At 32.6% G+C, this 22,020-nt stretch carries 18 protein-coding genes and 1 tRNA gene; 15 read left to right on the forward strand and 4 right to left on the reverse strand.

The window, feature by feature from the left end; translation table 11 throughout:
* Positions 1 to 16 precede the first annotated feature (16 nt).
* The 13 genes from OA85_RS01930 to OA85_RS01990 all read left to right on the forward strand — a co-directional run bounded on the left by OA85_RS01930 (position 17) and on the right by OA85_RS01990 (position 13,121).
* Positions 17 to 1,294: an MFS transporter gene (locus OA85_RS01930; RefSeq protein WP_039107813.1), complete on the forward strand. Its 1,278-nt coding sequence runs from the start codon at positions 17 to 19 to the stop codon at positions 1,292 to 1,294.
* A gap of 104 nt (positions 1,295 to 1,398) precedes the next feature.
* Positions 1,399 to 3,009 carry a glycoside hydrolase family 3 protein gene (locus OA85_RS01935; protein WP_039107815.1) on the forward strand — a complete coding sequence of 537 codons (1,611 nt, stop codon included), beginning with the start codon at positions 1,399 to 1,401 and terminating at the stop codon, positions 3,007 to 3,009.
* Between the two features lie 141 nt (positions 3,010 to 3,150).
* Positions 3,151 to 3,789, forward strand: a complete 639-nt coding sequence (locus tag OA85_RS01940) for a peroxiredoxin (protein WP_039107817.1) — start codon at positions 3,151 to 3,153, stop codon at positions 3,787 to 3,789.
* 84 nt (positions 3,790 to 3,873) lie between these two features.
* On the forward strand, positions 3,874 to 4,182 hold the full coding sequence (locus tag OA85_RS01945; RefSeq protein ID WP_039109282.1) for a co-chaperone YbbN: 309 nt from the start codon (positions 3,874 to 3,876) through the stop codon (positions 4,180 to 4,182).
* A gap of 89 nt (positions 4,183 to 4,271) precedes the next feature.
* On the forward strand, positions 4,272 to 4,529 hold the full coding sequence (locus tag OA85_RS01950) for a hypothetical protein (protein ID WP_039107819.1): 258 nt from the start codon (positions 4,272 to 4,274) through the stop codon (positions 4,527 to 4,529).
* A gap of 181 nt (positions 4,530 to 4,710) precedes the next feature.
* On the forward strand, positions 4,711 to 5,208 hold the full coding sequence (gene tpx / locus OA85_RS01955) for a thiol peroxidase (RefSeq protein ID WP_039107820.1): 498 nt from the start codon (positions 4,711 to 4,713) through the stop codon (positions 5,206 to 5,208).
* Positions 5,209 to 5,218: 10 nt separating this feature from the next.
* Complete coding sequence (locus OA85_RS01960) at positions 5,219 to 5,593, forward strand: diacylglycerol kinase family protein (protein ID WP_039107822.1); 375 nt, start codon at positions 5,219 to 5,221, stop codon at positions 5,591 to 5,593.
* 19 nt (positions 5,594 to 5,612) lie between these two features.
* Entirely contained in the window at positions 5,613 to 8,072 is a 2,460-nt protein-coding gene (locus OA85_RS01965; RefSeq protein WP_039107823.1) for a DNA translocase FtsK, read from the forward strand.
* A gap of 4 nt (positions 8,073 to 8,076) precedes the next feature.
* Positions 8,077 to 8,766 carry an outer membrane lipoprotein carrier protein LolA gene (locus OA85_RS01970; RefSeq protein ID WP_082014136.1) on the forward strand — a complete coding sequence of 230 codons (690 nt, stop codon included), beginning with the start codon at positions 8,077 to 8,079 and terminating at the stop codon, positions 8,764 to 8,766.
* Positions 8,767 to 8,772: 6 nt separating this feature from the next.
* A complete protein-coding gene (locus OA85_RS01975) occupies positions 8,773 to 10,206 on the forward strand; it encodes an LptF/LptG family permease (RefSeq protein WP_039107825.1) in 1,434 nt (477 codons plus the stop codon).
* Between the two features lie 9 nt (positions 10,207 to 10,215).
* Complete coding sequence (gene ribB, locus OA85_RS01980) at positions 10,216 to 11,349, forward strand: 3,4-dihydroxy-2-butanone-4-phosphate synthase (protein WP_039107827.1); 1,134 nt, start codon at positions 10,216 to 10,218, stop codon at positions 11,347 to 11,349.
* A 167-nt stretch (positions 11,350 to 11,516) separates the two neighbouring features.
* Positions 11,517 to 11,604 (forward strand) — tRNA-Ser (locus OA85_RS01985).
* Between the two features lie 269 nt (positions 11,605 to 11,873).
* Positions 11,874 to 13,121, forward strand: a complete 1,248-nt coding sequence (locus OA85_RS01990) for a site-specific integrase (RefSeq protein WP_039107830.1) — start codon at positions 11,874 to 11,876, stop codon at positions 13,119 to 13,121.
* Positions 13,122 to 13,296: 175 nt separating this feature from the next.
* Here OA85_RS01990 and OA85_RS01995 read toward each other — a convergent pair whose 3' ends face one another.
* The 4 genes from OA85_RS01995 to OA85_RS02005 form a co-directional block, all read right to left on the reverse strand.
* Positions 13,297 to 15,963 (reverse strand): lipopolysaccharide assembly protein LapB, encoded by a 2,667-nt coding sequence (locus tag OA85_RS01995; protein WP_039107832.1) that lies wholly within the window; start codon positions 15,961 to 15,963, stop codon positions 13,297 to 13,299.
* A complete protein-coding gene (locus tag OA85_RS02000; protein ID WP_052257113.1) occupies positions 15,963 to 18,107 on the reverse strand; it encodes an ATP-dependent RecD-like DNA helicase in 2,145 nt (714 codons plus the stop codon). Before OA85_RS02000 ends, OA85_RS01995 begins: the two co-directional genes overlap by 1 nt.
* A gap of 312 nt (positions 18,108 to 18,419) precedes the next feature.
* Positions 18,420 to 18,569, reverse strand: coding sequence for a hypothetical protein (locus tag OA85_RS17310; RefSeq protein WP_156129397.1), 150 nt, complete (start codon positions 18,567 to 18,569; stop codon positions 18,420 to 18,422).
* A gap of 82 nt (positions 18,570 to 18,651) precedes the next feature.
* Entirely contained in the window at positions 18,652 to 19,419 is a 768-nt protein-coding gene (locus OA85_RS02005; protein ID WP_039107834.1) for a hypothetical protein, read from the reverse strand.
* Positions 19,420 to 20,039: 620 nt separating this feature from the next.
* Here OA85_RS02005 and OA85_RS02010 point away from each other — a divergent pair.
* Both OA85_RS02010 and OA85_RS02015 read left to right on the forward strand, forming a co-directional pair.
* Complete coding sequence (locus OA85_RS02010) at positions 20,040 to 20,828, forward strand: hypothetical protein (RefSeq protein WP_039107835.1); 789 nt, start codon at positions 20,040 to 20,042, stop codon at positions 20,826 to 20,828.
* 835 nt (positions 20,829 to 21,663) lie between these two features.
* Positions 21,664 to 21,951, forward strand: coding sequence for a helix-turn-helix domain-containing protein (locus tag OA85_RS02015; RefSeq protein ID WP_039107836.1), 288 nt, complete (start codon positions 21,664 to 21,666; stop codon positions 21,949 to 21,951).
* The last annotated feature ends 69 nt before the right edge of the window (positions 21,952 to 22,020 follow it).

The raw sequence follows: 22,020 nt of genomic DNA on the forward strand, positions 1-22,020 counted from the left end.
ATATAATCCGCTATAAATGAGAAAAGACAACAGCCCTTGGTATTGGATTCCATTATTAAATTTCGCATCGGGATTTCCGTATGCCATCATAATCTCTGTATCGGTGATTATGTACAAAAGTTTGGGTATTAATAATGAAGATATCGGAGTTTACACTAGTTTGTTGTACTTGCCTTGGGTTATTAAACCATTATGGAGCCCATTTATAGACTTATATGCAACCAAACGAAAGTGGTTTCTGGCAATGCAATTGGTTATTGCAATTGCATTTTTGATTGTAGGGTTAACCATACCAATGAGTATTTTTTTTGTTCTGAGTCTCGCTATTTTTTGGGTGGCGGCATTTGCATCAGCTTCAAATGATGTGGCGAGCGATGGCTTTTATATGTTGGCTTTAGCCAAAGAACAACAATCTTTTTTCTTAGGAATTCGAAGTACTTTTTACCGACTCTCCATGCTTACCGCCAATGGATTAATCGTTATTCTAGGTGGTTTTCTGGAACAGAAATACGGAGACAAAAGCAAAGCTTGGTCCTACACCATGATAATTGTGGCCTTAATTATGGCTTTTCTAACCATCTATAACTATTTCACCACACCAAAAGTAGAAGAAGTTAAAGTTACTGTTGAAACTGAAAACAAACAGAGTTTTGGAGTTGTTTTTAAAACTTTTTTTCAAAAAAAACAAATTGGAATTGTATTAGCCTTTATATTGCTTTTCAGATTAGGAGAATCCCAATTATTAAAAATGTTAACTCCTTTTCTAATAGATGAAAAAATCAAAGGCGGCATGGGATTAGCCACTGAAGATGTAGGTATTATTTATGGTACATTTGGAGTCGCAGCACTGGTTATTGGAGGAATTCTTGGCGGAATTGCCATTTCCAAAGGAGGGCTTGGTAAATGGATGTTACCCATGTTTTTAGCCATGCACTTGCCTATAATTGGATTCATTTTACTTTCCCACTTTCATCCAGAATCCATTTTCTATGTTTATGCGACTGTAATTGCGGAACAATTTGGATATGGTTTTGGTTTCGCTGCCTTCATGATGTATTTAATTTATGTTGCCGATGGTGAATCAAAAACCTCCCATTACTCCATTGCAACCGGATTTATGGCTTTGGGAATGATGCTTCCGGGAATGTTGAGCGGATTTATTCAGGAATATTTGGGATATGGAAATTTCTTTATTTGGGTATTTTGCTCCACAATACCGGGATTAATCCTTTCCCGATTTTTAATTTTTCCTTCCGATTTTGGAAAGAAAACAGAACAAGAAAAAACAAACTAGCTTTTTTTTAAACATATAAGTCATATAAGTTACTTTAAGAGAGTCTTACTTAAATAAACTTATATGACTTATATGTTTAAAATTAATATCATATTCATTTCAAAATGACATTAAAACAAAAAATAGGGCAATTTTTCTTCCCTGCTGTTTTCATCAATGATACCGAAGAAAACATACTGGCAACCGAACGATTAATTAGAGAATACAATATAGGTGGATTGACTTTTTTTCATAGTAGAGCCAGTGCTGCAACCAATTATGAAACTAAGAAAAAAGTAGTTTTAAATGAGGATAGTTTTCAGCGTTTGAAGGAACTTATCGTTAGGTATCAAAATTGTGCTACTACTCCTTTATTAATGAGTATTGATGCTGAATGGGGATTAGCCATGCGTGTGGAAAAAACACCTCAATATCCGTACGCGATTACCCTTGGCGCTTTACCGAATAATGAAAAACATTTGGTTTACGAAGTTGGGAAACAAATAGGTTTGGACTTAAAATCGGTTGGAATCCATTATAATTTAGCACCATTAGCAGATATCAATAATAACCCGAATAATCCGGTAATTGGCTACCGCTCTTTTGGTGAAAATAAAGAAAAAGTAGCTGATTTTTCCCTCGAATATTTGAAAGGAATGAATGAGGTTGGAATTTTAGGTTGTCTCAAACATTTTCCCGGGCACGGAAATACCAATGTCGATTCGCATTTGGGATTGCCTGTTTTAGAAGAAACATTAGCTGAATTATTAGAAAATGAATTAGTTCCTTTTATAAAAGGCATAGAAAACAATGTCGATTCCATTATGATTGGTCATTTGGCAGTTCCCGCTTTAAATGACGGAAAAGATACTTCGGCAACATTATCAAAATCAATAATTGAAACGCTTTTGCGAAAGCAATTGGGATATGACGGTTTAATAATTTCAGATGCGTTGAATATGCATAGCGTCTCCAAATTATACGAGAAAAAAGGACAACTGGAATGGGAAGCTTTCAATGCTGGAAATGATGTTTTGTGTTTTGCCGAAAATGTACCCGAAGGAATTCAAGAAATTCTAAAAAATGCAACTCAGGAACGAATTGAAGCCAGTTTTAACCGATTGTGGAACTGCAAACAAAAAGCAGGAATTGTAGATGGGAAACTTCCTTTGCCAAATCTTACTGAAAGTGGTTTTGATTTTGAAGCCACGTCCATTTTAAACCGAAAAATTGCTAAAAACTGCATTACAAAAATAAAAGATGACAACAATACTATAACTGTTTTTGACGCTAAAAATAGAGAAGATCTTGCCAAACTTAGCTTTTATAAAAATACAGACAATACATTTTTTAAAAGCTTAAATGCTGCTTTACCTTCGCCTGAATTTTGTTATGAAACCGGAGGTGATTTCGCATTGGATGAATTAGAAAAAGCATTAACTAAATTTGACACTCTTATTATTTCTTTGTTTGTACCAAAGGCAAAACCTTTAAATAATTTTGATATTGAAGATTCAGTACTTCAATTTTTGGGTAATTTATTCCAAAACAAAAAATGTGTTTTGTATGTTTTTGGAAACCCTTATGTGCTTCAAGTTATCCCAAATTTAAAACACGCTTTAGGAATCATTGAAATATATCAAGATTTTACAGAATTTCAAGAAACCGCAGCGGAGCAGCTTTTAGAAAACACCACCTGCAAAGGTACTCTACCCGTGATTGTTAGCGGAATTTAATTAGCTGCTTTAATTTCAAAAACACTCCTTTATAAGAAATACTTATTTATAAATAAATATTTATAATCAAATCTTATTGATTCAATTCCTCTGTTTAGGCTATTTTTGCGCCATCAAAAAAATTAACTAAAAATAAATAATATGTCATTAGTAGGAAAAAAATTCCCAAGTATTTCAGTTGACGCCATTTCAGAAATGGGTGATAATTTAAAAATCAACATTTTCGAAGAAGCTACAAAAAACAACAAAAAAGTACTTTTGTTTTGGTATCCAAAAGATTTCACATTCGTTTGTCCAACTGAATTACATGCTTTTCAAGCGGCTTTACCAGAATTCGAAAAAAGAAACACAATTGTTATAGGTGCATCTTGCGATACTAATGAAGTGCATTTTGCTTGGTTAAACACTCCAAAAAACAATGGTGGAATCGAAGGCGTTACATACCCAATTCTTGCTGATACTAACAGAAACTTATCTAACATTTTAGGAATTCTTGACATTGAAGAAACTGGTTATAGTGAAGAAACAGATTCTATCATTATTGAAGGATCTAATGTAACTTATAGAGCTACTTACCTTATCGATGAAACTGGAAAAATTTTCCACGAAAGTGTAAACGATATGCCATTAGGTCGTAATGTAAATGAGTACTTACGTATGGTTGATGCTTATACACACATTCAAGAAAAAGGAGAAGTTTGTCCTGCAAACTGGGAAGCTGGAAAAGAAGCAATGAGCGCTGACAGAAAAAGTACTGCTGAATACTTAACTCTAAACTAATAAAACAATTTCAAAAAAAATGGCAATTTCAATATTTTAAAATTGCCATTGGATTTTGTTATTGGATTTAAAAAAATAAAAACTATGTTAATCGAATTAAACGAAGATACATTAGCGGATTTAATTACAAAAGACGAAAAAGTTGTTGTTCAATTTTCGGCTTCATGGTGTGGAAATTGTCGTATCATGAAACCAAAATTCAAAAAATTGGCTTCAGAAAACGAAGCAATTACTTTTGCTCTTGTTGATGCTGAAAATTTTCCTGAATCAAGAAAATTAGCTAATGTGAGTAATTTACCAACTTTTGCCACTTTTGTAAATGGTAAATTGGTAAACGAAACACAAACTAACAAACAAGAAGTATTAATTGAATTGGTGAACGAGATAGTTTAAAAGTTGAATTGGTTAATCGGTTAATCGTTAAAAAAACGTTTGACCTAACGAATAAACAAATCAACGAATAACCAAATAAACAAATAAAGATGAAATTACCGGTAATCAAGCATTTAACGCAGTTTATAGAAGAAAATGATGAAGATTACATCATAGAAACAATTGAAGTTCTCGAAGCTATGACTGAAATTACATCATTGAAAGATGAAGAATTAGATGTAATTGGTGAATTGATTTCTAATATGTATGGCGCTTTAGAAGTTAACAAACTGGTAAAAACGGGTACTGATAAAAAAGAAGCTTTAAACAGTTTTATGAAACGAGTTTTGGGTTCCATCGATAAATAAAAAATCAATTTTTCTAAAAACGCACTCCGAAACGAGTGCGTTTTTTTATGCATTTTATAAAAAAGACATTGGGTTGTACGGGTTTGCTTAATGCTCCAAAATCTTGAACTTTATCCCTAAGTTTCCTAACTAAATCTTAAATAATTTTCATACTTTTGAACCTCATTAAAAAACAAACATTATGGCTTCAATCACATTAGGAGGAAATCCAATACATACTTCAGGAGAATTACCAAAAGTAGGTTCTAAACTTATTGATTTTAAATTAGTTAAAAACGATCTTTCTATTGCTTCACTAAGTGACTTTGCAGGGAAAAAATTAGTTTTAAATATTTTTCCAAGTATTGATACAGGAACCTGTGCTACATCAGTTAGAAAATTTAACGAAAGTGCAAGTAAATTGGAAAACACAAACGTATTATGTATCTCAAGAGATTTACCTTTTGCCCAAAAACGTTTTTGTGGTGCTGAAGGACTTGAAAATGTTGTTAATTTATCTGATTTTCAAGAAGGAAGTTTTGGAAAAACAAATGGTTTAGAAATTGTAGACGGTCCTTTAGCAGGATTGCATTCCAGAGCTATCATTGTAGTGGATGAAAATGGAACAGTTACACACACAGAACAAGTTGCTGAAATTGCCGACGAGCCTAATTACGAAGCTGCATTAGCGGTACTTTAACAGCATACGGATGGAATTTCAAAAAGATAATACTTTCTTTACCGGAAGATTAAAAAGTGTCACTTATGCTTTTAAAGGTGCTGTAAAATTAATCACCACAGAACACAGCATAATGGTACAGTTTTCATTAGGAATTCTAATGACTATTGCTGGATTCTATTATGGCATAACTGCTACACAATGGCTTTTTCAAACTATGGCTATTGGCCTAGTAATGAGTATTGAAGGTTTAAATACAGCTGTTGAAAAAATAGCCGATTTTATTCATCCCAATTATCATGAAAGAATTGGATTCATCAAAGATATTGCTGCAGGAGCTGTATTTTTTGCTGCATTAACTGCAATAGCAATCGGTTTAATCATATATATACCTATATTATTCTAAGGTAGAATTACAATCAAGAATGGCAAAAACAACAAAAACAGCACCTTTAGATAAAAAAAAGGATTCTAAATCTGAAGAAAATAATCCGTGGAGAGTAACCAAACAACATAAAATTGTTCTTGGTTCTCTTTTGGTATTATTTTCAATTGCTTTATTATTCGCATTTATTTCCTTTTACATTTACGGTCAACAAGACCAAAGTGCCGTTGGTGAACTGACTAATAGAACTGAGACTGTTCACAATTGGCTAGGTAAATTTGGGGCTTTTTTAGCTGACTTGATTGTTTATAAAGGTTTTGGACTTGCCGCATTTATATTCGTTCGGTTATTTTTTCTTACGGGAATGTATATGGTTCTTTCCATATCCTTAAAAAAACTAAAGAATATTTGGTTTTGGGATTTATTCGTTATTATTATTCTATCCGTTTTATTTGGTTTTTTTGCTACTTCAATTCCTGAATTAGGAGGGACAATAGGATATGAACTGAATTTATTTTTACAAGATTACATTGGAAAAACAGGAACATTATTGATTTTGTTGTTTGGATTAATCATCTATGTAATTTTCAAAATTAAAATTTCCCCTGAAAAAATTCAATCCTTTTTTGACAATACAAAAAAAGAAATCAAAGCTGATTTAGCCACTATTCCCTTAAACGGAGGAAAAAGTAGCGGTTATAATTTAGAAGAATTTGCTGTTGCAGAGGAAGAAGAAGAAGAACTGGACGGAATACATTTAAAGACAAATGGTTCACAATTTGAAATTAACAAAGAGGCGTTGAAACCAACCATAAGCAACTCATCGGATATCAATCGAGATCCAATTGCGAAACCTCTTGCTATGGAAGTTACACCAATAGTAACTCCCGAAATCATTTCGAATCCTGTTGACACTTTCGTTATAGAAACTGCTCCGGAAGAAGATATTATCGAGGAAAATTTAGCATCGCGATTAGTGGCTGATTTTGGATTATTCGATCCAACTTTGGATTTATCCAATTATAAATTTCCTACGATAGATTTATTAAAGGAATATTCTACTGGAGGAATCACCATCAACCAGGAAGAGTTAGAAGAAAATAAAAACAGGATTGTTGATACGTTGCGCAATTACAAAATTGAAATTGCACAAATAAAAGCGACTGTTGGACCATCAGTTACCTTGTATGAAATTGTACCGGAAGCGGGTATTCGTATTTCTAAAATCAAAAGTTTAGAGGATGATATTGCTTTGTCTCTTTCGGCATTAGGAATTCGTATCATTGCTCCTATTCCAGGAAAAGGGACGATAGGAATCGAGGTTCCTAATAAGAATCCTACGATGGTTTCGATGAAAAGCGTTATTGGCTCAGCCAAATTTCAGGAAGCCGAAATGGAACTGCCTATTGCACTTGGAAAAACTATTTCGAATGAAACTTTCGTGGTAGATTTAGCCAAAATGCCTCACCTTTTAATGGCGGGAGCAACTGGACAAGGAAAATCGGTAGGATTGAATGCTGTTTTGACTTCCCTTTTGTACAAAAAACATCCAGCCGAAGTTAAATTTGTATTGGTCGATCCAAAAAAAGTGGAGCTAACACTTTTTAATAAAATTGAAAGGCACTATTTAGCAAAACTTCCTGACATGGATGATGCCATTATTACTGATAATGCTAAAGTAGTCAATACCTTGAATTCGCTGTGTGTAGAAATGGACAACCGCTATTCTTTATTGAAAGATGCAATGGTGCGCAACATTAAAGAATACAACGATAAATTTAAAGCCAGAAAATTAAATCCTGAAAATGGACACCGTTTTTTACCTTATATAGTTCTTGTAGTAGACGAATTTGCCGATTTAATAATGACCGCCGGAAAAGAAGTTGAAGTTCCTATAGCCCGTTTAGCACAATTAGCTCGAGCCATTGGAATTCACTTAATTATAGCAACACAAAGGCCATCTGTAAATGTTATTACTGGTTTGATAAAAGCCAATTTCCCTGCGAGAATAGCATTTAGAGTTACCTCCAAAATTGATTCAAGAACTATTCTTGACACTCAGGGTGCTGATCAATTAATAGGACGAGGTGATATGCTTTACACAAACGGAAATGACGTTGTACGCGTACAATGTGCCTTTATCGATACCCCTGAAGTAGAAAAAATCACTGAATTCATTGGTTCTCAAAAAGCATATGCAACGGCTTATCTACTCCCAGAATTTGTTGGGGAGGAAAGTGGCATTAATCTTGATATGGATATTTCCGACAGAGATACTTTGTTTAGAGAAGCCGCCGAAATTATTGTAAACGCACAACAAGGTTCCGCTTCATTGTTACAAAGAAAACTAAAATTAGGCTACAACAGAGCAGGTCGATTAATTGATCAACTCGAAGCTGCAGGAATTGTAGGCCCTTTTGAAGGAAGTAAAGCACGAAGTGTAAACATCCTGGACATGAGTTCTCTTGATCAATTTTTCAACAATGAACAAAATAATTAACACCATGAAATCAAAGATTCAAGTATTAAAAAAAAATAATATAAAAAGAATGAGCAAAATGTTTTTTCAAATTACCGCTTTATTACTTTTTAGTTTTTCAATACAAGCCCAAGATAAAAAAGCAAAAGATCTTCTGGATCAAGTTACAGCAAAAGTTAGAAGTTATGACAATATAGTAATTGATTTTAAATATTCTTTGAATAATGCCAAAGAAAATATCAATCAGGATAGCAAAGGGAACGTAACGATGAAAGGCAATCAATTTGTATTAAATTTCATGGGAGTTACCAAAATTTTTGATGGTAAAAAAACCTATACTATTGTTCCTGAAGATGAAGAAATTACTATTTCTAAAGTAAATGATAAAGATGATAATGCCATTACTCCATCGAAATTATTGACTTTTTTCAACACCGGTTACAAATACAATATGGATATGTTGCAGGATGTAAAAGGAAGAAAAATACAATATATAAAACTTGTTCCTACTAATGCAAAAGATCAGAGAAAAGAAATATTATTAGGTATTGATGTACAGACTAAACACATCTATAATTTGATTGAAATGGGTAAAAAAGGAACAAAAACTACTTTAACAGTTAATTCTTTTAAAACCAACCAACCTTTGTCAAAAAATCAATTTACCTTTACCGAAAGTAAATATCCAAATTACTACATCAATAAATTAGATTAATTTTAGGTGAAAATTCTTGACAAATACTTATTAAAAACATTCCTTACTACATTTGCTACGGTATTTGTAATACTATTTTTCATTTTTATACTTCAAACTGTTTGGTTATTTATATCCGAATTAGCAGGTAAAGATTTAGATTTACTAATGGTTATCAAGTTTCTGGGCTTTTCTATGCCTCGAATCATTCCTTTGGTTTTACCGCTTTCTGTTTTATTGGCTTCGATAATGACTTTTGGTGATTTATCTGAAAATTATGAATTGGCAGCCATGAAATCGGCTGGGGTTTCTTTAAAAAGAGCGATGAAAAGCTTAACTATTTTCATTCTTTTATTGAGTATTATTGCGTTTTTTTTTGCAAATAATGTGATCCCTTTTGCTGAATTTAAATTTATCAATTTTAGAAAAAATATAGCACAAGCTAAGCCTGCTTTGGCAATTGCTGAAGGGCAGTTTAGTGATGTAGGATTTTATAATATAAAAGTGAATAAAAAATCTGGAGAAAACGGAAATTTTCTTACCGGTATCACTATCCATAAAAAATCAAATCTTGGTGATGGCAGCAAAACGGTTATCAAAGCTAAAAACGGGGTATTGATAAGCAACGATAAATCCAGTATTCTGCAATTGGTATTGAATGATGGGTACTATTATGAAGATATCGTTCCTAAAAAATTTGAAGACAGAGGTAAAATGCCATTTGCAAAAAGTTCATTTAAAAAATACGTAATCAATATTGATTTATCAAAATTAAATAAAGTGGATGTAAATGATCAAAGCATTGCTAACACCAACACTATGCTTACGGTAAGTGAATTAAATTACACATTGGATTCATTGCATAAAAACTTAAAAACAGATGTTATTTCTTTTTCTGAAAACATGAATCAGCGAATAGCCATTCCCAAAGACAATAAAATAAAGCCTCTTAAAAAAACAAAAGAACTACCCAATAACATTCTTTCATTGTATAACAATGATCAAAAATCAAAAATCATAGATCTTGCCATTAGCAACTTAGCGAGTACCAAATATTCTATTGATGCCAGTAATACCGAATTTAAAAATAAACGAAAAAACATTAATAATCATGTGCTTGCATTTTATGACAAATTTGTCATAGCATTTGCTTGTTTTTTGATGTTTTTTATAGGGGCACCTTTAGGGGCAATTATCAGAAAAGGAGGACTTGGGCTTCCAATAATTTTTGCCGTTTTAATTTTCATAACATTTCACTTTATAAATACTTTTGGTAAAAGAATTTCACAAGAAGATGGTCTAACACCATTTCTGGGAGCCTGGATGTCATCTATCATTCTATCTCCATTAGCTATACTTTTGTCTTACAGAGCCACAAATGATATCGGATTAATTAATATGGATGTTATTTTAGCTCCATTTCAAAAAATATTTCAAAAAATATTCCCATCACAAAATTAAACAACACTCATGGTTACAAATAAAATACACCTCAATACAATAGAAGAAGCAATTGAAGATATCCGACAAGGAAAAATTATTATTGTGGTTGATGATGAAGATAGAGAAAACGAAGGTGATTTTTTGGCTGCAGCAGAAAAAGTAACTCCTGAGATGATTAATTTCATGGCTACACACGGTCGTGGATTAATATGTGCTCCATTGACAGAAAGCCGTTGTAAAGAATTAGGACTACATGTAATGGTGAGCAACAATACAGATCCTATGGAAACTGCTTTTACCGTTTCAGTAGATTTAAGAGGAAATGGAGTTACGACTGGAATATCAGCCGCCGACAGAGCCAAAACTATTTTATCTCTTGTAGATTCAAAAACTAAACCACATGATTTAGCACGACCAGGGCATATATTCCCTCTTATCGCTAAACAAGGAGGTGTATTACGAAGAACTGGACATACTGAGGCTGCAATAGATTTTGCACGATTGGCAGGCTTTAAATCAGCTGGAGTGATTGTAGAAATCATGAATGAAGATGGTTCGATGGCGCGTTTACCACAATTAGTAAAAGTGGCCAAAAAATTCGATTTAAAATTAGTTTCTATCGAAGATTTAGTGGCATACCGTATGCAACATGACAGTTTGATTGTTAAAAAAGAAGATTTTGATATTGAGACGCGTTTTGGCACATTCAGACTACGTGCTTACCAACAAACAACAAACAAACAAATTCATATTGCTTTAACAAAAGGGACTTGGAATTTAGGAGATCCTATTTTGACCAGAATTCATTCCTCGCAAGTTAACAATGACTTATTGGGAACATTAACCAATAATGTTGACCAACAACTTGACGACATGTTTAAGGTTATTAATGAACACGGTAAAGGAGCCTTTATTTTTATCAACCAAGACATGCAATCTATTAATTTATTGAGTCGTCTTGCTGAGCTTAAATCACTACAAGAGACAGGGGAAATGAAAGCACCCAAAATTGTTATCGATAGTAAAGATTTTGGAATTGGCGCACAAATATTACATGATATTGATATCTCAAAAATTAGATTAGTTTCCAATACCGAGGGAACAAAACGTGTCGGTATGATTGGATATGGATTAGAAATAACCGAATATGTAAAGTATTAAACCTATTTATTAAATTTTTATAAAAATAATTTTCTTCTAAAGTATAGAAAATGAAACATTTAAAAAATAGTCATTAAATTAGATGCTTTTTTTATAAAAATAGATTTGCATAACCAAAAAAGGTTCTTATATTTGCACTCGCAATCAGGTAATGAAAGCGACATATTGGAGAAATGGCAGAGCGGTCGAATGCGGCAGTCTTGAAAACTGTTGACTGTAACAGGTCCGGGGGTTCGAATCCCTCTTTCTCCGCCAGTAGAAAAACAAATGGTATCAAAACCCCGTAAATCTTATGATTTACGGGGTTTTTGCTTTTACGAAATATTCAAATTATTCATCTAATCTAATTCTTAACGAGATAAAATCGAGACCCTACAATAATTCAAAAATCAGGGTCTCGCTAAATCAACTTAAAATTTCAAACAACCTGTTCAATGGCTAGTTTATCACTAGTCCACTATTTAAACATCTTGTTTGATATTCTTTAGAAATCTAAATTGAATAATAATTAAAAGGTTACCACTATGAAAACTAAAATCACATTGCACTTTTATGCGAAAAGCACAAAAGCTAATGCTGCAGGTCTACTTCCTATCTATGTAAGATTAACTGTTGATGGAAATCGAATGGAGTTCAGTACCAAAAAATTTATAGATTTGACTAAATGGTCACCTGAGATGTCAAAAATGAAAGGCAATACAGAAAATGCTCGTTCATTAAATGAATACCTTGATTTACTAAAATCAAAAATATTCGACATCCAAATGGAATTAATTCACCGCAACGAACTCCTCACAATTGAAGTTTTCAAAAATAGACTTTGCGGTATCAAAGAACATCAACATATGCTCATCCCTATTTTCGGAGAACACAACCGGAAAGTAGAAGAGCTTTTGGGGCTCGAATACGCACCTGGAACACTAGAACGATACAAAACCTCACTCAAGCACACCAAAGACTTCTTGCAGTGGAAATACAACATATCAGATATCGAAATCAATAAAATTGACCATCCTTTTATAACAGAATATGAGTTCTATCTTAGAAGTGTCCGCAAATGCGCCAACAACACCGCAGTCAAATACATTAAGAACTTTAAGAAAATAATCAAAATCTGTATTTCAAATGGATGGTTAGATAAAGATCCATTTGCAAACTATAAATCAAAAATTCGCGAAGTCGAAAGAGATTATTTAACCCAAGAAGAAGTTCAGGATATCTATTCTAAAGTATTTGTAACCGAAAGATTAAATCTGGTAAAAGATATTTTCGTTTTCAGTTGTTTCACTGGCCTTGCATATATAGATGTCAAAAACTTAACCGTATCAAACATCAGTATGGGTATTGATGGTGGAAAATGGATATTCACCCATCGTCAGAAAACAGAAACAGCTTCTCGCATTCCCCTCCTCCCTATTCCGGAAGAATTAATTCTGAAATATGCGAATCACCCGCAATGCTTAAATGAAGTTAAACTATTACCCGTTTTAAGCAATCAAAAAATGAATGCTTATCTAAAGGAAATAGCGGATGTTTGCGGCATTAAAAAAGATTTAACCTTCCATATTGCCCGACACACTTTTGCAACCACTGTAACACTCACAAATGGTGTTCCCATAGAAAGCGTCAGCAAAATGCTAGGGCATAAAAATATAAGAACCACACAGCACTATGCAAAGATATTAGATAAAAAAGTGAGTGAGGATATGATGGTTTTAAGAAACAAAATGTCAAACTGCAACAATGATAAAATTATCAAAAATACCAATTAACACTTTTTTAAATTCTCACAAATACAAAACCAACTTCAAATTAAGCCTAAAACCCGACATTTTGCCAAACGGCAGTTATGCCTCGTTCTTATTTCTTCAGTCGTTGTTTACTTGTTCATTTTCGTGTCGTTTTGCGTTTGGAAAAAACTGCAAATGTGCTACCAAATGCGGTGGCTTATACTTTTTCTAATTTTATGATTTTCCATTTGTCTCCCGAAAAAATTGCTGTTGCTGTAATATTGCAATTCGTCGTTATTTTATTTTCACTTAAAACATTTTTTGGAACATAAAAATCTCCAACAAAACCAAAGTCAGGCGATGTGTAGCTCATATCATCCTCATCCAAGTCATAAAAATCAACAGTACCTCCACTAGTTTTGTATTTCAATACCAAAATACCATTTATAGACTTTATTAATTTAGGATTTATTTCTTCGGTTTCATTAATCTGAATTGGTTTAATAATTGTTCTATTTTCGGTTCTATGCTTTTTTGAAGTGTAAAATATTTCTAAAAACTTCCCTTCTTCTGGAATTATATCGGTTTCTGTGAATCGAATAATACCTTGAACAGTTGCGCTTCCAACGTAATGAAAAAGATTCTTTTCTTTGTTTACTCCATCAATAACTGCAATTATTTTTGAAAAATGAACAACTGCATTTTCTTTGTCAATCTTGGCAATGTCTTTTAATTCAATTCTGATTTCATCCTTTACTTTCTTGCTGTAATATTTAGCTTTAATAAAGTCGCCAATCTGTAATTGAATTTTGCCTTTTGGGGAAAATACTTCTTTGTTATCCGTGGTAATGGCGTGAATTATATTTTTTTCAGTATTGATGTAATCAATTGTAGCATAAATATCATCAAGAATTGACCAGTCTGGTTTTTCTGATTTATCAACAATTAATGGAATGTATTTATAATCTGTGATAGTTGTTTTTCCCATCCAAGCAAATTTGGCTTCAACCTCTTTTTTGATTTCTTGCTTGTGCAACTTAAATTTATAGACTTTACCTATTGATGATTGTTTTAATAAACCAAATCGTCTGCTACCAATTGAAAAATCAATTGTTTTTCCATTTGTAAAAGCAATTCTTTCTTTGCCTTCATTTTTCCATTTATCTACCAATATTACTTCTGTCCAGTCAATTTCTTCGTAAGCATATTGCTCAGCAATAGGAATATATTTGTCATAGAGACTTTTGTTGTCTTTTAGGTTAGTGTTCTGATTTTTTGTTTTGTTCGAAATTTCAATAAATGATTCTGATAATCTCCAACCCTTCAATTCTCTATGTATTTTATAAGAATTAAGTTCAATAATACAATTTTCGATTAAGCCATTATCAAAAAGTGTCTTAGCTAGTTCTAGATGAATATCGCCAAGAAAATCTTCATTTTTTTCAAGCTGAATAGCTTTTGAAAGCATTCCGATTTTTAAGTCTTTTTTGTTCTTGAAACAAGAAGAAAACTCATTCCAGATATACGATTTGTCGCCTAACTCTAAAACTAGTTTTCTGTAAATATTAATTGCTGATTCAAATTCATTGTTTTTAATGAGCAATAAAGCGTTCTCCCTTAAAAGCCATTCATCATTTGGATAAAGTTGAACGGCTTTTGAATAAATAGGTATCAACCAATTTTCACTAAACTCTTTGTTTTGGGTCTTTATAATTTCAAAAGTCTTTTTTATGCATTTAATAGCGAGTGGTTTATAAACTTTGTTATCTTTCTTAACTTCTTTCCAGTCTTCGTCAAGTAGGTTTTCAGGATTCCAAATTTTGAAAAAATCTAAAAATCTCCATTCTTCGGTTTCTTGCATATATCGTTCGGCAATACTCAAAATTTCAGAATGCCATTTTGACCTTTCATATTTTGAAAAAGTCTGATTGTATTTATTGAAGACATTCCATAGTTCAGACTTCTTATTTTCTTTGTAGGCATTGAATAATCTCCAGAAATAAGGCTCTCTTAATAAATCTAATACCTTTTGAGTAGAAGTGTATATTTTAACCGAAGTATTCAAATCATCCCAATCTAAAAAACACTCCCAAGTATTCAAATCCTCCCCGATATTTAAATCAGTATTTTCAATTAGAAAGTCAATATCTATTGATAAATCTTTTTCGTTGAATTCTCTAAATATTCTTGAAATTAATGATGGGATTTCCTTATCATTAAAATGCTGCTTCTTTTTATCTTCATTCCTTAAGTTCAAAGGATTCCATAATTTAAAGAAATTATAAAGATTGAAATCAGAATGGTCTTTTGAATAATGCAGTGCGAAATTCAAAATCATAGAATGAAGCATTGATGGTCTTTCATTCTTTAAATCTATATAATCTCTTAGAAAGGTTCTAACTTGAATTGAGGTTAATTCATTTTCTTTATCTTTTATGTATCTGTATATTACCCAACCATAAGCTTCGTGGTGAAGCTCAGTTAGACGATTTTCAGTAATCAGTTTTTTGAAAATATTTAAAGCATCTCGATGATTTCCATTTTTACTTAGTTCCTCTGCTTTTTGAACTTCTGTATAATTGACATCAATTTTCGGACGAAGAAAATTCTTTTGGCTTTCTATAATATCGTCAACTTCTTGAAAGTTTATTAAAAGTAGCTGATTATAATAAACTCCAGCTTGATTGATGTTTTTATTGAAAATATAGTATTTACTTAAATCAATTAGAGTGTAAGCAAATGCCTTTTGAATCCACTCATCATAAGGTTCGACAGAAAATAATCTTTGTGCAAGATTTAATGCCTCAGTTAATTTATTGAGTTTTGAGATACCTTCTAAATTTTTGGCTTCATTTCTAAGTTCAAAAACAGTTTTAGAATCCATTAATTATTGGTGTGTTTTAGAAGTTCATTAATTTCATCCGTCAAACCTGTTGTTCTTGTTGGGATAATTTCCGTTTTCTTAAAGATGCTTTTACCGTCATACCAAAACTTGTAAGTTGCAATGAGTCCGTTTTTCTTAAACTCATATACTTCGCAATAAGAGTTGTGTTCAATACTATTGATGTAAATATTGGTGGGTTCTATTTTCAGTTTTATGCTGTCATAAAACTCTTTTAAAAATGGTTTTTCAAATTCAAATAGGCTCTCGCTTTTTGATTCGGTCGTTTTTTCTTCTGTTAAAATGATTGCTTTATTTTCAAGTTGAGTTAACACAGAATAAATTGACTCAACAAGTTCTGTTCTGTTTGTTGGTTTTTCAATTCTTGTGATTTTATTTTTATTGTTGAAATGGATTTTGAAAACTACATTTTCGTTTCCTTGTGAGAAAGTGTAATGTTCCAAATAACTTGTATGTTTGACTGAATTAATCTTCAAGTTCGCATCTTTCAGAACATCATTTATTGCAAGAAATATGTTTCTTAAAAATGGTGTTTCGTTTGGAAGGTCAAAAGGTATTTCCATTTCTAATATTTCATCACTTAAAACAAGTATGTCTTGTCGGGGCGCGATATTTTCAATCCTTGGTGGTTGAAGGTTACTTCCAATTTTAAAATGTGGTTCGTCAATTGTAAATAGATTTTCTTTTGCTCTTGTGATTCCTGTGTAAAGCCAACGAAAATAACTTGAATTGAAATAACCCATTGACGTTTTGCAATTTAGAAAAGTATTTTTCCATTCTCCACCTTGTGCCTTATGACAAGTTACTGCATAACCAAATTTTATTCTTAAAGCATTGAAGTAAGGGTCAGCTCTCAAAGCATCTTTAAATTCTTTAGTTCCTGCTTTTAATGAGCCGTTACGAATTTTGAAATCAATATAAATAGCTTTCAGCTCGTCTGAACTTAAATCACGATTGTGAGAATAGAGTAGATTCTCAATTATCTTGCATTCGATGTCTTGTTTGTTTTGTTCTTCGTCCGTAAAAGCAATCATTACGTTGCGAAAAGTCAAACGAACATCAATTTCGACTAATTTTCCAACTCTATTTTTTCGTTTCAATTTAATTACTCTGCTTTCATTTACTGGCGATACTTGTTTTACAAAGCCAAAATCGCCATTAAGCAATTCCATTTTTTGATGATTGTAATTATTGCTAACTAAAATCACTTTGTCTCCAACCGTAAGAAATTGTTGATTTGGAAAAAAGTGGTTTCTAACAAAGTCGTTATACTCTTTTACTGATGAGTTGGAATGAGCCACAATTATAGTTTCGTCATCAATGCTATTGTTACAAGCTTGTAAATATTTTGAAAGAAGTTCTTCGTGTTTCGTTTTATTTATGTCTTTGAAATTTATTTCAATATCAAGTTGGTTGAAAAGATTAGCTTTTAATGATTCACGTATTTTGGTTGCGTTATGAAGTATTCCGCTGTCCGCTTTTTGTCTTACTACTTCTGTGAGCTCAAACTCTTTTGATTCAATGTTACAATTTTCTTTTAAATATTTGCAGTCCAATGCTGGCGAAAAATTCATATTGACTGGAGGTAACTGTGCATTGTCACCAATGAAAATTATTTTTTTATTGTGGTCATTGTTATCAAAATTGATATAATTAATTAAATCTTTTAATAAGTAACCTGAACCAAACCTAAAGAATTCTCCTTCGGAGTAAACATTTGAGAGCATTGACGATTCATCAATTATGTAAACTGTGTTTGCAGGGTCTACATTGTTCTTTAAGTCGTAATAGAATTTGTAAGTTTCTGTTCCGTCTTCTTCTTTTACTTTAAATTCTTTCAAGTCTTTGCTTGAATAAATTGATTTGTGAATTGTATATGCCTTGTGTTTTGTCTTTTGTGAAATTACTTTAGCTGCTCGCCCTGTCGGTGCAGAAATTCTAAAACTTCTTTTATTTGTAGAAAGAAAGTCTGTGAGCCCTTTCATCATAAAAGTTTTTCCAGTTCCTGCATAACCTTTAAGCAAAAAGCATGTTGATTTGTCGGCAAGAAATTCTTCCAATTCGGCAATAAGATTTGTTTGTCCTGGAGTTAGCTCGTATTCAGCAAAAGTTTCCTTAAGATTCATATTGTTATTTGTGCGTTTTGGAAAAAACAAATGTAGTGCAACCGTGAGTCGGCTTGTGCGTTGGGTTGCACCTCTTTTGATTTTGCGGAAGCATTGGCTTTTCTTTCCGTCATATTTCTGTCGTTCTTTTGTTGCACTGTCGTCTTTTTAGAATGAGGCATAACGTCCCGTGGATTTGCGCAGTGGCTTGTGATTCAAGACCGAACTCTCCAAACACAAACCCAATTTTGGCGGACAGCGTTTTTTCCGCAGGAAAAAACCAAGCCCAAGCCATTGAGCAAAACCACTGTTATGGGCAGGTTGTGTTTTTAGTTACAGTTTTGTTACTTCAAAATTCCCAGCACTTTTATATGATTTTGCTTGTGAATTAAAACCTAATCGTTCAATTTCTTTTTCGATGTCAGTTGCATTTGGAGTCGGAATTGTTGAAGAAATAACTTGAAATTCATATCCTTTAGACATGTTCCCGTAACTTCCCTTTGCTTTTAATTTATAAACTGCAATAATAATGTGTTTTATTTGTTTAATCGGTTTTAATTAATTTTTATTTTAAGAAATTGCGAACTTCATTAGCAATTTCTATCAACAAATTGTCTGAAACATTTGTGCTTAATTGTCTTGTATGAATTACCAATTTTGTTTTATCAGAATTATAATGTGTCCAAAATAATTGCTTTTCAACTCCACATTGTTTATCAAAACTCACATTGAAAATCTCTTCGATTTCATTACCATTGATATAATTGCTACAAGCTAATATGACAACAGGAAAATTTTGAAAAAAATCACTTTCTTTGAAAAATTGTTTTCTATTTGGAATTCCGCTCTTGTCAGCATCTTTTGTGAATTTTGCGGGTGAACTATTCATCTCTGTCAAAAAGAAATTATTGTGAAAATCAATCTCTTTTTCTTTTATTGATGATAAATCGTTTAAAAATATTAAATCGTGTAGCTTTTGATATTTACTCCAAGTTTGACCTTCTCTCAATTCCTTAGGATGTAAACTTTTAAAAGGGAACAATGGATTTGAAGTCAAAGGAGAATTTTTTCCTCCAATCCAATTTGGTAAAGAATCTACATTAACTAAATTTTCTATATTTAAATTCCATTTAATAGCATTCTCCTTGAAATCTTGAAGCATTTCATTTTGAAATCTTACGTACAGTTCGTTTCCATTTGCTTTGTTTTCAATGTCTGTTGCTGTTTCTTTACCAACAATTAAAATTTTGCCATTTGGATCACCTGTTCCAATATAGGTTTCTGTTTTTTTACATTCTTTTGCTTTTTTTACAAAAATTTCTGGATATTCCATTGGTTCAGACGTTTTGGTTTTTATAGTGATTTTATTGCGTTCCGGTCAACTTGCCCATAACTTGCTTATACTCGCTATAAAGTAGCGACTATACACTCAAAATTGGGTTGATTGTCGCTATTGATTGTCCGTTTTGAACAAATATAGATATAAAGTTTTTATTACAAATAATCAAAAGGACTATTTATTTGGATACCCAACTGATATGTATCCCACATCGGCATAAAACAAAAAATGACACCTCCTAGCATCTTTCTATTCCTTCCTCCTACTCTTCCAACTATCATTTTTATTATAATCCCTCCTAAACTCAAAAACCTTCCATGTCTGCTAAAGACCTAAAAAACAAACTACAATAAATCCTATTACTCCTTACATCAACTATAGAACGCATCGAGAATTACTCTTTGATTATGAAAATAAAATCATTTCGCCAATCACTTCTCACTATTCCCTGTCATCCTGAGCTTGTCGAAGGACACAACTCACTTTTCTCAAAAAAACACCTATTCAATTCCCGAATTGAACACTATACTTTTAGCTTCAAATAATTTATTTTGATAGGTTTGCAAAGGTTATTCCTTTTCTTCCTCCAGCAAATCACTTCAAATCATATAATTATGTCAGACCAATTTAATCAGGTCCGGATTAAACGTATTTACCAAATGCTGTTTGAAATGGCAAGTGGAAATATGACCATCCGCATCCAGGATAATAGCAATGATGAATTAAAAAGTATTGCTGTCGCATTAAATAAAATTGCGGAAGATCTCCAAAAAATAAATCTGGCATCAGGCTATATCAGTGCTTACTATCTGTACCAAAATCTAATTCAATTAACATTTGTATTGAATAATGATTTTATTTTACTGAGTTTTAATAATGAGGTGCCACTCACTCTTAAATATAAACCGGATACAATTGTCAATACCGATTTTGGAAAATTGATCGCTCAGCAATCGAAAGATCTTTGGAACGGCATTCTTGTTGAATTAGATAAAAACCCCCATTACAACACTACTTTGCAATTAATTTTAATTACTGGTGATAATCACCTGCTACAGTCATTTTGCACAGTATCTCGATTACTATATAGCGATGAAATAGTTGTAAGTTCAGTATCAACCATACTTCAAGAGATGCTTGACATTAACGACCGTCTCTCTGGTTCAAAAATTATAGCACGATATCGTGACAAAGGAACCGTTGACTATACCAGTCATTTAAAGATTGACCATATTATAGAATTACTCAAAAACGAAAACAAGTACCGCAATTACACCAACAAGGCATTGGGTGAAGAATCCGGTTTCGGTTCCACCCAAATCTTTACACGGGCATTCAATAACCGAACAGGCCTCTCTCCCACCTACTTCATCAGTAAATTAAGAAGTCAACAACATTCATAAATAATAACAAGACATCATCTGAGACACCCCTACAGTTACCATATCACAAAATCAATCTAATTTCCGACTTCAAGCCGCCCTTATGGTTGCCATACCAAAAAATCACGGTAAGAATTTAAGCATTGGCTGAAGGGAGTGTCCCCCGAGTCGAGTGTGAAACACGAGCGGCTGGGGTCGCGATAGGAAAATTTGTCCGATGATTTTTGGTATAAAAATATTGAGGCTTGATTTTTTGTTTCTTTTGTATCAAGACAAAAGAAAAGATTCTTTTCATCTACAAACCAAAAAAGTCAATAGTAACAATAAACTTAAAACCACATCCTATAGCCTCCCTTATAGTTCCCATTCAAAAAATCACGGCAAGATTTTCAGCATTGGTAACAGGAGTGATCCGGAACCGACTGCGTACGAAAACTGTTTTACAATCTAAAACGAAGCAAAATCAAACTAAGTTCCGACTTCAAGCCGTCCTTATCTTTTTATACCAAAAAATCACGGTAAGAATTTAAGCGTTGGCTGAAGGGAGTGACCCCCGAGTCGAGTGTGAAACACGAGCGGCTGGGGTCGCGACAGGAAAATTTGTCCGATGATTTTTGGGATAAAAATATTCAGGCTTGATTTTTTGTTTCTTTTGAAATCAGAGATTCACGAACTCCAATAAATTATTAACTCGTGAGTAATCAAGACAAAAGAAAAAATTTAATAAAAAGAAGTCAATAACCACAACCAATTCAAAATAAAAACCCATTTTTTCTTTCACAACTTGTGAACCACTTGTGATATAAAAACAACCAATCCCACCAATTTTGCACCATAACAATATAAAACGAAAGTTATGGCAATCGAAATCCTCACTAAAGCAGACCTCTGTGAATTCCGTAAATCTCTTTTAGAAGATATTACAAAAATACTTAAAGGCACAAACGAGCAATCCAAAAAATGGCTAAAATCAACAGAAGTCAGGAAATTACTCAACATTTCTCCCGGAACACTGCAAAACCTCCGTGTCAACGGCACACTCACATACACCAAAATCGGTGGTATTATGTATTACGACCAAACTGATATTGAAAAACTTTTAAACGGAAATAAAGTGAATGCCCTTCCTACCCTTTTCAAGTAAAGTCATTGCTAGGAACGAAGCAATCTAATTATGATTCCCCGTCATCTCGAGCGCAGTCGAGAGACACTT

Source organism: Flavobacterium sp. AED (assembly GCF_000812945.1).
Taxonomy (GTDB): domain Bacteria; phylum Bacteroidota; class Bacteroidia; order Flavobacteriales; family Flavobacteriaceae; genus Flavobacterium.

Coding starts and splice junctions, on each gene's coding strand:
- tpx (WP_039107820.1), top strand. CDS start 4,711: ATGGCTTCAATCACATTAGGAGGAAATCCAATACATACTTCAGGAGAA.
- OA85_RS01945 (WP_039109282.1), top strand. CDS start 3,874: ATGTTAATCGAATTAAACGAAGATACATTAGCGGATTTAATTACAAAA.
- OA85_RS01990 (WP_039107830.1), top strand. CDS start 11,874: ATGAAAACTAAAATCACATTGCACTTTTATGCGAAAAGCACAAAAGCT.
- OA85_RS01995 (WP_039107832.1), bottom strand. CDS start 15,963: ATGGATTCTAAAACTGTTTTTGAACTTAGAAATGAAGCCAAAAATTTA.
- OA85_RS17310 (WP_156129397.1), bottom strand. CDS start 18,569: ATGTCTAAAGGATATGAATTTCAAGTTATTTCTTCAACAATTCCGACT.
- OA85_RS01950 (WP_039107819.1), top strand. CDS start 4,272: ATGAAATTACCGGTAATCAAGCATTTAACGCAGTTTATAGAAGAAAAT.
- ribB (WP_039107827.1), top strand. CDS start 10,216: ATGGTTACAAATAAAATACACCTCAATACAATAGAAGAAGCAATTGAA.
- OA85_RS01930 (WP_039107813.1), top strand. CDS start 17: ATGAGAAAAGACAACAGCCCTTGGTATTGGATTCCATTATTAAATTTC.
- OA85_RS02005 (WP_039107834.1), bottom strand. CDS start 19,419: ATGGAATATCCAGAAATTTTTGTAAAAAAAGCAAAAGAATGTAAAAAA.
- OA85_RS02015 (WP_039107836.1), top strand. CDS start 21,664: ATGGCAATCGAAATCCTCACTAAAGCAGACCTCTGTGAATTCCGTAAA.
- OA85_RS02000 (WP_052257113.1), bottom strand. CDS start 18,107: ATGAATCTTAAGGAAACTTTTGCTGAATACGAGCTAACTCCAGGACAA.
- OA85_RS01965 (WP_039107823.1), top strand. CDS start 5,613: ATGGCAAAAACAACAAAAACAGCACCTTTAGATAAAAAAAAGGATTCT.
- OA85_RS01935 (WP_039107815.1), top strand. CDS start 1,399: ATGACATTAAAACAAAAAATAGGGCAATTTTTCTTCCCTGCTGTTTTC.
- OA85_RS01940 (WP_039107817.1), top strand. CDS start 3,151: ATGTCATTAGTAGGAAAAAAATTCCCAAGTATTTCAGTTGACGCCATT.
- OA85_RS02010 (WP_039107835.1), top strand. CDS start 20,040: ATGTCAGACCAATTTAATCAGGTCCGGATTAAACGTATTTACCAAATG.
- OA85_RS01960 (WP_039107822.1), top strand. CDS start 5,219: ATGGAATTTCAAAAAGATAATACTTTCTTTACCGGAAGATTAAAAAGT.
- OA85_RS01970 (WP_082014136.1), top strand. CDS start 8,077: ATGAAATCAAAGATTCAAGTATTAAAAAAAAATAATATAAAAAGAATG.